This is a genomic window from Legionella sp. PATHC035 (assembly GCF_026191115.1).
In the GTDB taxonomy this organism is placed as follows: Bacteria; Pseudomonadota; Gammaproteobacteria; order Legionellales; family Legionellaceae; genus Legionella.
Map to the genome: position 1 here is coordinate 1,599,733 of NZ_JAPHOT010000001.1, position 12,768 is coordinate 1,612,500.

The window sequence follows — 12,768 nt, forward strand, 5'->3', positions numbered from 1 at the left end:
TCCTATGAGCTCAAGAACTTTACGTATCGCAACACGTCAAAGCCCACTAGCCTTATGGCAAGCGAACCATGTTCGAGATTTACTGTTAAATAAAAGGCCCCATCTGCAAATAGAGTTATTACCCATGAGCACATCTGGGGATAAGTTCCTTAAGGATAAACTTCAGGTTATTGGCGGGAAAGGTTTATTTGTAAAAGAGTTAGAAGAAGCTTTGTTAGATAAGCGAGCTGATTTTGCCGTTCATTCCTCAAAAGATATGCCTGCAGAATTCCCTCAAGGCCTTGAGCTCATTGCGATTTGTAAACGAGATAACCCATTCGATGTCTTTGTCAGTTACCAGCATAAGGATCTCCACACGTTGCCAGCTCAATCTATTGTCGGAACCTCGAGCCTGAGACGACAATCGCAATTATTAGCGTACCGGCCCGATTTAAAAGTTAAATCCTTACGAGGTAATATCAATACCCGACTTGAAAAGCTCAAGTCAGGAGAATATCAGGCAATCATCTTGGCTGCTGCAGGTCTTGAGCGTATGGGCTTCACCGAGGTCATCACAGAGCAATTATCAGCTCAGATTATGCTCCCGGCCTGTGGCCAAGGTGCTCTAGCAATCGAATGCAGAAGCGACGATGACGAAATTCGGGCACTCCTTGTCGAACTCAACGACCCCATATCGTCTATTTGCGTACATGCGGAGCGTAAGGTCAATGCACTCTTAGGTGGTAACTGTCATGTACCTTTAGCGGTTTTTTGCTCACCCATGGCGAATAATCAGCTTGCTTTAAAAGCAAAAATTTTAACTGTTGATGGTTCACAAATCATCCAGAGCATGCAAACTGGGCCATTAGAAGAGGCAACTCACTTAGCTGAACATTGCGCCCAATCTTTGCTGGCTCAAGGTGCAGCAAATCTTCTTGCATCAGTCCCAAAATGAACAATTCTCTGTATGGCTTACGTATTTTAAATACTCGCCCACGTAGCCAAGCGAGTCAGTTGAGTGAAAGCATCCGTGACGCAGGAGGCACAGTAATTGAGCTACCCGCCTTAGAAATTAAAGCGAGCAACACTCGTTGGATTAGTTTACTACCCAATTTGAAAACGATAGACCAGGCTATTTTTATCAGTGCTAATGCAGTTCATTATTGTTTTACGCAATTAAACCAACACCAGATTGAATGGCCATCTTCCATTCAAGTCATTGCCATTGGCCAGGGAAGCGCGGCAGCACTTCACGAATTCAACATCCAGGTGAGTGCAATTCCCGATGTGCCTGACAGTGAGCATTTATTGGCATTAAAAACGTTACAACAACCAGAAAAGCAAAACGTGCTACTATTTAAGGGAGAAGGAGGCAGGCCACTTATTGAGGAGCAGTTAATAAAAAGAGGAACGAACTTGCTGGTTCTCGAGGTGTATAAACGAGTTATTCCTCAAATCAGCACTCAATTGGTGCAATCGATATGGCGCGATGATTTAGTGGACATTATACTGTTAACAAGTGAACAGTCCCTGCATAACCTTTTTAAACTATTTGGTAAAGAGGCCCATGATTGGCTCCGTAATAAAAAATGGCTCGTGATTAGTGAGCGTCTGGCTCAAGTTGCCTCTTCATCGGGTATAAGAAATATTAGGATATGCCACCCTAGCCGGGTGATGGATACATTGTTTGACTACGTAAACAAGGATTAATTTATGGCAAACGGCAACGAAGAACAAATACAAAAATCAAAAAAAGCACCTAATACGACGCAAGTTGAGAAAGTAAAACCAAAAAGCAATACTTCTGTTTCAAAAAACAACTATCTGATCACCGCATTAGCTTTTATTGTTGCCTTAGGTGCCTTAGGGATTGCTTCCTATACCTTTTCTCTCAACAAACAATTGCACGATCAATTAAATACAGCGCAAAGCAATATCACCTCCCAGTTACAGCAACTCGATCAAAAACAAGAGCAAACTCAAGAGCAAATCAATACTAAAACAAATAATGCCGAAGAAACACAGACTCAATTACAAACTAAATTTGAAAACTTGAGCAAACAAGTACAAACTGCAATGAGCCAAAGGTTTTATCAAAAACAGGATTGGATTCTTCTCAAAGCACGTTACTATCTTGAATTAGCTCAAATCAACGCGCATTGGAGTAATGGTGTTGATGCAACAGTCGCTTTATTGGAGCAAGCCGACCAGCTCTTAAAACAAATAAACAATCCTAAGATTTTTAATATACGGCAGGCAATAGCCAAAGATATAGCACAAATGCAAGCCTTGCCCTCTGTAGATATTGCAGGTTTACTCAGTCAATTGGATGCCGCTCAAAACAGCATCAATGATTTGAGCATTCCATTACCTGTCTCGGAGAAGCCTGCTCCAAAAAATGCAACGCCTTCACCCAATAATTCTTCTTGGCGATCTCGTTTACAAAGCAGTATGAGCGTGCTGGAAAAACTTGTGGTAATTCGTCGCCATGATCAGGAGATAAAACCTCTGATGTCTCCCTTATTTGAGGCGATACTCAAAGAAAAGCTCCGTCTAAATCTCCAAGAAGCCCAATGGGCGGTTCTTCATCAAAATGCCTTTGTTTACCAATTGGTTCTCAAACAGGCGATTAATAATCTGAGCACGAATTTTAATAAAGATACGCCAAATACAGCTGCTTTAATCAAAAAGCTCACTGATTTACTGCAGGTGAATATCACTCCCAAAAGACCAGAACTGGGCTCGGCTCTCCCTATGCTCAATGAATTGATTGACGCAAAGAGGACACCTGTGAATCAATCCTCAAATGAGGAAAATAGCACTGGAGGAAATCAATAATGCTTCGTCTTCTCTTTGCTTTTTTGATTTTACTGGGCGCTGTAGCTTTAGGAATTCAACTGAATAAAGATCCCGGTTACGTACTCGTTGCAATCAACCATTGGACTATTGAAACAACGGTTTGGGTCGCTGCTTTTGGCCTGATTATTTTGTTCATTATCTTGTATCTTATTCTGCGTTTATTCCAGCAAATTTCTCGTACTCCAAGTGCATTAACTCGATGGCATTCCAAGCGTCTGTCTCAAAAAGCACAAGCCATTACTCGTAAAGGATTGATTGAATACAGCGAGGGCTATTGGCTCAAAGCAAAAAAACATTTAATTCAGGCCTTACCCAACACGGATACCCCTTTACTTAATTATTTGACGGCTGCCAGAGCAGCCCAAAAAATGGGCGACAACCAATTACGCGATGATTATTTGCGTGAAGCACAGCAATCAATGCCTGAAGCCAAAATTGCGGTGGAATTGACGCAAGCAGAATTGCAACTTGCAAATCATCAATGGGAACAGGCTCTGGCAACCTTAAAACATTTACATGATATCGCACCACGTCATCCCTATGTTTTAAAACTTATCATGCAACTTTATCAAGAGGTAAAAGACTGGCCGCAACTCATTACTATTCTCCCTGATTTAAAGAAATACCAAGTTGTTAATCCCCAGGAGTTTGCTTTATTGCAATATACCGCTTACTTACAAAGAATGATTGATCTGGTAAGGCAAAATCAGGCAGAAGCCGTACATACTTTTTTTCATTCACTACCTAAAAGTTTGAGCGATGAACCCAATATCATCGCCGAATACATTGGCTTCTTAATAAAGAGGGCAGACTACACAACCGCCAATGATTTATTGCGGCGTGCATTACGTAAAGACCTTAGCCCCCAATTGATTAGGCTTTATAGTTTATTACCCACGGATGAAAAACAACTCACTTTTGCTGAAGGATTACTGAAAAAACATGCTCATTCAGCAGCACTCTATTTATGTTTAGGACAAATTTGCATGAAACGTAAATTGTGGGGAAAAGCTAAATATTATCTTGAAAAATCCAATGAGATTGAACCTACGGCTCTTGCCTACGAAATTCAGGGACAACTGCATGAAAAACTGGGTGAAGAAGCACTTGCGTGTAAAAGCTACAAACAAGGTTTAGGATTAATGACAAAAGAAGTTTACATCGAGAGCAATTAATTCAAGCAGATAGCATTATCTCGAACAGCGCGAGGATCTTCAGCATGGGAAATAAAATGCACACATCAGAAGATCCTTCGCCGTAGAGCAAATTGTTCTATAAAAATTTGGGATGATGACATGCATCATTACAATTTATATTCGTCTTTTCTACCTGAATGGTCACATGTTGAATGTTAAAGTCATGGCGTAATTGCTCAACCCATTCGGACCTTAATGCATCAGGAAGTTCTGCATCAGGCATATATAAGTGAACTGACATGGCATTTTCCTGGGTGCTTAGGGCCCAAATATGTAAGTCATGGAATCCTTTTACTCCTGGCTTACCCAATAAAAAATCGCTAACAGCATTCCAGGAAATATTCTCTGGAACCCCATCGATGATAAGCCTGAAACTTCCAGAAAATAAGGACCAAGTTCCTTTTAATATAATTAATGCAATGCATAAACCAACTATTGGGTCTATCCAAAGCCAACCAGTCCAATACAAAAGCGCAGCCGATAGAACAACGCCAACAGAAACCAAGGCATCATAAAATAGATGTAAATAGGCACCTCGAATATTCAAGTCATCAGAACCACGAGCAAACAAGAGTGCCGTGGCAAAATTAATTATTATTCCTACACCAGCAACGATCATCACAGATACTGCTTGAACCTCTGAGGGCGAAAATAATTTATAGACTGCCTCTGTAGCAATAATTCCGCATGTAAAGACTAATAGAATTCCATTGGCTAACGCAGAGAGAATCGATGTTTTTTTTAAACCATAGGTAGCCTTCATCGTAGGTGCACGTTTCATTAGCACCGTAGCGATCCATGCTAATACCAAACCCAAAACATCACCTAAATTGTGAAACGCATCTGCCAATAAACTGGTCGAATTAGATATATAAGCAAAAGCTATCTGTAAAATCACAAAAAGACCATTAGCGATTATCGAAATGATAAATGCTCTTCCATAAGTAACAGCAGCATCGTGCCCGTGATGGTGATGTGAATCACCATGTGAGTGAGTACTCATAAGGCTCCTTCGTCTTTTGGTTCTTCAGTATAATAGTTTATACCGATTTTAATTCGATCACGTTCTTTTTGTTTCCGCCAAGCATTGGTATCACGTAAAGAATAGACACATCCACAGTATTCTTGCTTATAAAATTCCTCGCGTTTTGCAATTTCATACATGCGCTCTGATCCACCATTTTTACGCCAATTATAAGTCCAATATTCCAAGTTGGGATATTTACTTGCAGCGCGAATGCCACAATCATTAATTTGATTCATATCTTTCCAACGGGAAATTCCCAAGGAACTGCTGATCACAGGAAAACCATGCTCATGAGCATATAACGCGGTTCGTTCAAAACGCATATCAAAACACATGGTGCAACGTTTACCCCGCTCGGGTTCCCATTCCAAACCTTTGGCTCGAGCAAACCAGTTGTCTTTATCATAATCTGCATCGATGAATGTGATATTGTGTTTTTGTGCAAAATTAATGTTTTCGTTTTTTCTGATTTCATACTCTTGAACAGGATGAATGTTCGGATTATAAAAAAAGATTGTAAAATTTATCTCTGAACTAATAAGCGCCTCCATAACCTCACCCGAACAGGGGGCACAACATGAATGCAGTAACAACTTGTCTGCAGCGTTAGGTAATTCCAATCGCTCTCTTTCTATCATTTGGGTACATCCGGTAAATTTATAAAATGGTGACGATAATATACCAATTCTGCTATGGAATCTTTAATATCGTCTAATGCCAGGTGCTTTGATTCTTTAACAACCCCATTCAACAACTCAGGCCGCCAACGGATCGCTAACTCTTTCAGCGTGCTGACATCCAAATTTCGGTAATGAAAAAACGCTGCAAGTTCTGGCATATATTTGTATAAAAATCGCCTATCTTGGCAGACGCTATTACCACACATTGGTGACTTTCCTTTATCCAAATACTGTTTTAGGAAATCGATGGTTAATTGTTCCGCTTGCGCCTCACTAATTTGACTTTCCAAAACTCGCTTGACCAAGCCGGATTGCCCATGTTGTCTGGTATTCCAAGAATCCATACCATCCAGTAACGTTTTTGGCTGGGAAATAGCAAAAACGGGCCCCTCAGCAATGATATTTAAATGAGGATCAGTCACAACTGTAGCAAGCTCGATGATCCTGTCTTTTTCAGGTTCAAGCCCAGTCATTTCCAAATCTATCCAAATTAAATTTTGATTATTTTTCATTTATCTTCCAGGAGTTTAAGATCAGTTCAACACATGCCACTCGTCGTTGGTGTAACGCATGTTTAATTGCTTCACCCTTATAACCTTCAGTAATCAGGGCTTGGCTATTCACTTTAGCACATTCAGTAAGCAAATAATTCCATAATTTACCTTGTCGGTAATCAATATTTCGGCCACAGCCCTCGGCATCGGATTGACATGCAATCAACATATTATAGAAGAGATTAGGGCGGCGAAATGCATCACTATGCTCTAAGAGCTTCACAATAGTACTTGCATTTAATTCAAATAAACGATGAATATTCAAATGAAATCGCGAAGTCATCCTTGCAAGGGCACGATACTCATTGGGGATACGTAGTCGAGAACATAAGCTCTCAATAATAGCAACTCCACGCTCCTCATGACCATGATGACTTGGCCAATTATACATCGGTGACGAAGCCTTGCCTAAATCATGCACCAATGCGGCAAAACGAACTACGGGATCTGGAGATAAACCCGCTGCTGCAAGTAAAACCAACAAAGTATGAATACCACTATCTACTTCATGATGATACCGATAAGGATTGGGAACACCAAATAATGCATCAATTTCAGGCAAAACCACGCGTAATGCATCACAGGAACGCAGGGTACTAATAAATTGCTCTGGATTTTTTTCCGTTAAACTTTTCTGCCATTCTTGCCAAACTCGCTCAGCAACCAAATGAGTTAATTCGCCTCTTTGAACCATCGTATACATTAATGAACGGGTTTCATCCGCCAATTTAAAGCCTAAATGATGAAAACGTGCCGCAAAACGAGCAACACGCAACACGCGTACTGGGTCCTCTACAAAAGCAGGAGAGACATGACGAAGTAACTTAGCCTCTATATCCCTTCTCCCTTGATAAGGATCAATAAGGTGCCCATGCTCATCCATCGCCATGGCATTAATGGTTAAATCGCGACGTGCTAAATCATCTTCCAAAGTTACAGTGTTACTAAAATTGCAGTAAAAACCATAATAACCTGGAGCGGATTTTCTTTCAGTACGTGCTAAAGCATATTCCTCACCGCTCTCTGGATGCAAAAAAACAGGAAAATCACGTCCAACCTGTTTGAATCCTTTGGCTAATAAATCATCGGGGCTAGAGCCAACAACAACCCAGTCCCGTTCATTTACTGGAAGATTCAATAATTGATCACGAACAGCACCACCAACCAAGTAGACTTTCATTAATTTTAATTTACCTTCATACTGTATGATTATTTAGCTCTGATTTGCCTCACCGAGCTAAGAATATTTAATGATTATATTATAGATCCGGACTATGAGTAAAAGACGTATTAGTAAGCAACAAACGGCACGCATTGAAAAAATTCAACGAAATTATCATGAAAACAAAAAAAATCATGACGATTTGGCTGATGGCCTCGTGCTCACTCGATTTAGCAGACATGTTGAACTCGAAGACCATGAGGGAAACCATGTCCGGTGTTCCATTAGACCCAATCTGGAGACATTAGTTGCAGGAGATCGGGTAATTTGGCAAACAGAGGGAACAAATCAAGGTGTAGTAGTCAGTCTTTACCCTCGAAGCAGCGTCTTGGCAAAACCAACCAGCTCCGGTGTGGTCAAGCCGGTTGCAGCTAACATCACACAACTCATCATTGTGATCGCCCCGAAACCTGAAATTTCGTGGCCGTTACTTGATAGCTACCTGGTGATGGCAGAAACCCTACACTTGCAAGCCGTAATTCTATTGAATAAAACGGATTTGCCTTGCGAAGCCCTAAAAGAACAGTTACTTCTTGATTATGGGAGGCTTCACTACCCAATCTTACAAACAAATAAACACTGTCCTGATGGCTTACAACCACTGAAAGATAGATTAAATCATCACATCAGTGTGTTTGTGGGACAATCTGGCGTAGGGAAATCATCACTTATTTCCAATATTTTGCCTCATGAACAAAATATTTCCATAAATGAAATTTCGGAACTATCAGAGTTAGGCAGGCATACAACCAGCAACTCACGTTATTATCATTTACCAAGCGGTGGTGCCTTAATCGATTCTCCGGGCGTTAGGGAGTTTAGTTTATGGCATATCGATGCTGCAGAAATTGCTCGTGGCTACCCTGAGTTTAGCCCCTATCTGTCACAATGCAAATTTCGCAATTGTACCCATAAAGACACACCTCATTGTGCCATTATTAGAGCGAAGAAAGAGGGTTTCATTTCAGAAAGACGGTATGAAAATTTTATTAAGCTCTGCAGTCAATACGCCAAATAAAGTTTGGCTTGAGTGAAACAAAAGCCAAACCTAATTTTTTGAGCCAAACTCCATCTCTCCTCGGCATCATAGGAAACGCGCAAAAACCACCTGAATGCGGGCGAGTTGCATTTATAAAAGCACTAGGTATATTGACCTATATAATAATCATGTATAGGTCGGCCACAATCCTTGACGTTTTCCTTTTGTGCTGCGCTTAAAATTGGATGGCTTATTTTCATTAAGTAATTACTGATGGCCTCTCCAAGTCTCGGTTCAATATTGAGCTTGGATAATTGAGTTTTATACTCGATCATCATTGCTTCAACATCTTTTATACCTTCAGGCAGATGAAATAAATTTTTAACATCAAGTTTAGCGAGTTGTGGAAAGAATCCCAATGATGAGCATGTTGGACGTTGGCATAGGTCAGATAGTTGTCTATTGATATATTTGGTACAATTACTGAGAAAATTAGACTTAGCTATTTTCGGATCACATGTTGCAATTAATCTTAGCATATAGACGCGGTGATCCTCACTTAATCTCTCTAGAAACTCAGTAAACAAGATATTCACGCGTAATTGCTTCATGAGCTCATTTTGATTTTGGGCATAAGTTTGAATTATGTCATCCATTAATGCATTGATCTTCTTTTGAAGCGACTCATTCCTTGTATCAAAAAGCTTCAAGGCATTAAACAATATTTCAGGTTCAACCCAATAAACACCGAGTTCGTTTAACTTACAATTCTGTACAAGCTCCAACCATTTATCCGTTGAGCTACTTCGAGTCAACCAGGTAAACCAGCTATTGTCTTCCCTTGCAGGAATAATGATATCCTGAATAATCTTGGCATAAGCATCTTCTAAAGCTGTTGGTTTATTTGCTGCAATTAATGGCAACAAAATAGTAAAAATTGCATATGCCTCAGGAAATACTACATTTTTTTTATCCCACAAACTGTGTGTCTGTCGAGTAAAGAAAATGCACAATTCAAACTGGGTAGTAAGTAATGAAACAAGTAGCTTACAACAATTGACAAAAGCATCCGACGGAACAACTGGACGGGATGAGTCCTTAGTGTCTTTGGATAATCCTTGATAAAAAGGGCCTAACTCTTTACTGACAGCCTTTAAACCCGGATTAGCATCAAATAACCACTTGTTTAAGGTTTGGATTTCATAATCCAGGTCCATATAATCATCTGCGGTATAAAGATTGATAAATAGATCCAGCATATACTGCTCATCCTCTTTATACATTACCTTTGTACCATACAAGAAATTTACATCGGCTAATTCATAACGGTATAGACGTGCAAAAAAATTCCTTACTTCATTTTTAAACAGGGAAAAATCTAAATTATTAGCCCGCAAATAGTAGTACCGTTCAACCAATGCGAGCATATGAGGGAGTAAGGCTATAGGCATATTCCCTTGAGTTCTTAAATTAACAAAAACCTTCTTGCGTAAAAGATCCCAAAAGTTTTTGAAATGTTCCTCATTTACACTGACTTCGCGAGCAGTTACTTTGCATAATTTGAGACGAGCTAACTCATCTATTGTCACTGCAGTCAATTTTCTGTCTGATCTATACGTTGATAAGGTAAATTGTCGATTTTCTAAGTGCTTACAAAAACTCCATTTTCGGTATAAAGTCTTGCCACCATGACCTAGATAAAAATTAAAGAGATTTACGGTTTCGTTAAGCGATGAAAAGTCATTTAAATCTTTTTCATTGCTTAAAGTTGGAATTAATATTTTTAAATAATTTATTTTAGCAAGAGGAGCAAGTTCTTTCGCTAAAGCGATCCACGCCAGATTAGAAGCAGATGGATTACGAGTATAATCATCATCTTTATCGACTATTGCTTCCCATCGACTTTTATAGCACGTAAGAAGAAAATGAAGATCATCATTGGTTAATTTAGAGCCAGCTGGCTTTTTCGAGAATCGCTCTGAAAGACATTCAGATAGCACTTTATCACACGGAATCGGTGTGCCTTCCTTTTCAAGCGTTTTGATAAAATCCAAAATTTGTTGGACTAACATAAACTACAACCTATCCTAAATAGAATTAACTTAAACTAAAGTTTAATAAAAATCAATTACACGAACCCGCTGACAAAGTAATTGATGAGCAATAAAGATAAAATATAAGCAAAATTTATAATTTCAATTCGATTACCAGGAGAAACAACAAACTTAAAAATCCTTATCCTGAGTCCAAACATGCTCTGTTATTAAAGTTTATTATTCAAAATGAAAAAAAAAGCGGCTTCGAGAGCCGCTTTTCAGAATAAAACCCTGGCGATGACCTACTTTCACATGAGGAAGCCTCACACTATCATTGGCGCGGGTTCGTTTCACTTCTGAGTTCGAGATGGAGTCAGGTGGTTCCAAACCGCTATGGTCGCCAGGAAAACTGGTTTCACATGATTAATGGGCGCATTATACCCGAATCATGCGTTAGGTAAATAAAGAGTACACATTTTTTTTGCTGATTGGGCGTTAGCCCAACCGGCTTTTCTTGTATTCACATTCAGTTAATCTGAAGTAATTCAGATTATATGGTCAAGACAATCAGCCAATTAGTACAAGTTAGCTGCACACATTACTGCGCTTCCACACCTTGCCTATCAACGTCGTAGTCTTCAACGGGCTTCATGGGAAAACTCATCTTGAGGGAGGCTTCCCGCTTAGATGCTTTCAGCGGTTATCCCGTCCGAACTTAGCTACCCGGCGATGCGACTGGCGTCACAACCGGTACACCAGAGGTTCGTCCACTCCGGTCCTCTCGTACTAGGAGCAGCTCCTCTCAATTTTCCTACGCCCACGGCAGATAGGGACCGAACTGTCTCACGACGTTCTAAACCCAGCTCGCGTACCACTTTAAATGGCGAACAGCCATACCCTTGGGACCTGCTTCAGCCCCAGGATGTGATGAGCCGACATCGAGGTGCCAAACACCGCCGTCGATATGAACTCTTGGGCGGTATCAGCCTGTTATCCCCGGAGTACCTTTTATCCGTTGAGCGATGGCCCTTCCATTCAGAACCACCGGATCACTAAGACCAACTTTCGTTCCTGCTCGAGCCGTCGCTCTCGCAGTCAAGCACCCTTATGCCTTTACACTCTTGGTACGATGTCCGACCGTACCGAGGGTACCTTTGTGCTCCTCCGTTACTCTTTGGGAGGAGACCGCCCCAGTCAAACTACCCATCATACACTGTCCTCATCCCGGATTACGGGACCAAGTTAGAACCTCAATAACAACAGGGTGGTATTTCAAGGATGGCTCCATGAGAACTAGCGTCCTCACTTCATAGCCTCCCACCTATCCTACACAGTTATCATCAAAGTCCAGTGCAAAACTATAGTAAAGGTTCACGGGGTCTTTCCGTCTAGCCGCGGGTACACTGCATCTTCACAGCGATTTCAATTTCACTGAGTCTCGGGTGGAGACAGTGTGGCCATCGTTACGCCATTCGTGCAGGTCGGAACTTACCCGACAAGGAATTTCGCTACCTTAGGACCGTTATAGTTACGGCCGCCGTTTACCGGGGCTTCGATCAAGAGCTTCTCCGAAGATAACCCCATCAATTAACCTTCCGGCACCGGGCAGGCGTCACACCCTATACGTCTTCTTACGAATTTGCAGAGTGCTGTGTTTTTAATAAACAGTCGCAGCCACCTGGTCTCTGCGGCCCTCTCCAGCTCTGAAAGTAAATCCCATCACCAGAAAGGGCGTACCTTCTCCCGAAGTTACGGTACCATTTTGCCTAGTTCCTTCACCCGAGTTCTCTCAAGCGCCTTAGTATTCTCTACCTGTCCACCTGTGTCGGTTTGCGGTACGGTTCTCTATAAGTTATGGCTAGCAGCTTTTCCTGGGAGCCGGGCATCAATAACTTCGCTGTACACCGAAGTGTCAGCACCACGTCGCACCTCAGAGTTAACAATGGTCCGGATTTGCCTAAACCATCCCCCTACATGCACGTACCAGGACAACCAACGCCTGGCTTATCTAGCCTTCTCCGTCCCCACTTCACCACTTATAAAAAGTCCAGGAATATTAACCTGGTTCCCATCGACTACGCTCTTCAGCCTCGCCTTAGGGGCCGACTCACCCTGCTCCGATTAACGTCGTGCAGGAAACCTGGGACTTCCGGCGTGAGGGCTTTTCACCCTCATTATCGTTACTCATGTCAGCATTCGCACTTCTGATACCTCCAGCAGACTTCTCAATCCACCT

The 12,768-nt window shown here is 41.3% G+C and carries 10 protein-coding genes and 2 rRNA genes (1 of these 12 only partly in view); 5 read left to right on the top strand and 7 right to left on the bottom strand.

Annotated features, from left to right (window positions below; genetic code table 11):
• The first annotated feature begins 4 nt into the window (after positions 1 to 4).
• Genes hemC through OQJ13_RS07110 form a run of 4 tightly spaced genes read left to right on the top strand, consistent with a single transcriptional unit; the run spans position 5 to position 4,013 of the window.
• Positions 5 to 934 (top strand): hydroxymethylbilane synthase, encoded by a 930-nt coding sequence (gene hemC / locus OQJ13_RS07095; RefSeq protein WP_265710174.1) that lies wholly within the window; start codon positions 5 to 7, stop codon positions 932 to 934.
• On the top strand, positions 931 to 1,689 hold the full coding sequence (locus tag OQJ13_RS07100; protein WP_265710175.1) for a uroporphyrinogen-III synthase: 759 nt from the start codon (positions 931 to 933) through the stop codon (positions 1,687 to 1,689). Before hemC ends, OQJ13_RS07100 begins: the two co-directional genes overlap by 4 nt.
• A gap of 3 nt (positions 1,690 to 1,692) precedes the next feature.
• Entirely contained in the window at positions 1,693 to 2,817 is a 1,125-nt protein-coding gene (locus OQJ13_RS07105) for a uroporphyrinogen-III C-methyltransferase (protein ID WP_265710176.1), read from the top strand.
• Positions 2,817 to 4,013, top strand: coding sequence for a heme biosynthesis HemY N-terminal domain-containing protein (locus OQJ13_RS07110; RefSeq protein WP_265710177.1), 1,197 nt, complete (start codon positions 2,817 to 2,819; stop codon positions 4,011 to 4,013). The genes OQJ13_RS07105 and OQJ13_RS07110 overlap by 1 nt, the downstream gene beginning before the upstream one ends.
• A gap of 97 nt (positions 4,014 to 4,110) precedes the next feature.
• Here the strand turns inward: OQJ13_RS07110 and OQJ13_RS07115 are convergent, their stop codons facing one another.
• Genes OQJ13_RS07115 through OQJ13_RS07130 form a run of 4 tightly spaced genes read right to left on the bottom strand, consistent with a single transcriptional unit; the run spans position 4,111 to position 7,475 of the window.
• Positions 4,111 to 5,037: a cation diffusion facilitator family transporter gene (locus OQJ13_RS07115; RefSeq protein WP_265710178.1), complete on the bottom strand. Its 927-nt coding sequence runs from the start codon at positions 5,035 to 5,037 to the stop codon at positions 4,111 to 4,113.
• The gene (locus tag OQJ13_RS07120; protein ID WP_028380689.1) at positions 5,034 to 5,699 is read right to left on the bottom strand and encodes an epoxyqueuosine reductase QueH; all 666 of its coding nucleotides are present in this window, start codon (positions 5,697 to 5,699) and stop codon (positions 5,034 to 5,036) included. Before OQJ13_RS07120 ends, OQJ13_RS07115 begins: the two co-directional genes overlap by 4 nt.
• The gene (gene orn, locus OQJ13_RS07125; RefSeq protein ID WP_265710179.1) at positions 5,696 to 6,253 is read right to left on the bottom strand and encodes an oligoribonuclease; all 558 of its coding nucleotides are present in this window, start codon (positions 6,251 to 6,253) and stop codon (positions 5,696 to 5,698) included. The genes OQJ13_RS07120 and orn overlap by 4 nt, the downstream gene beginning before the upstream one ends.
• A complete protein-coding gene (locus tag OQJ13_RS07130) occupies positions 6,243 to 7,475 on the bottom strand; it encodes a multifunctional CCA addition/repair protein (protein ID WP_265710180.1) in 1,233 nt (410 codons plus the stop codon). Before OQJ13_RS07130 ends, orn begins: the two co-directional genes overlap by 11 nt.
• A gap of 94 nt (positions 7,476 to 7,569) precedes the next feature.
• Here OQJ13_RS07130 and rsgA point away from each other — a divergent pair, with 94 nt between their 5' ends.
• Positions 7,570 to 8,535: a small ribosomal subunit biogenesis GTPase RsgA gene (gene rsgA, locus OQJ13_RS07135; protein ID WP_265710181.1), complete on the top strand. Its 966-nt coding sequence runs from the start codon at positions 7,570 to 7,572 to the stop codon at positions 8,533 to 8,535.
• Positions 8,536 to 8,657: 122 nt separating this feature from the next.
• Here the strand turns inward: rsgA and OQJ13_RS07140 are convergent, their stop codons facing one another.
• The 3 genes from OQJ13_RS07140 to OQJ13_RS07150 form a co-directional block, all read right to left on the bottom strand.
• Entirely contained in the window at positions 8,658 to 10,568 is a 1,911-nt protein-coding gene (locus OQJ13_RS07140; protein ID WP_265710183.1) for a hypothetical protein, read from the bottom strand.
• Positions 10,569 to 10,821: 253 nt separating this feature from the next.
• Positions 10,822 to 10,937: ribosomal RNA gene (gene rrf / locus OQJ13_RS07145) — 5S ribosomal RNA — on the bottom strand.
• 149 nt (positions 10,938 to 11,086) lie between these two features.
• Positions 11,087 to 12,768, bottom strand: a 23S ribosomal RNA gene (locus OQJ13_RS07150); it runs 1,212 nt beyond the window's last position.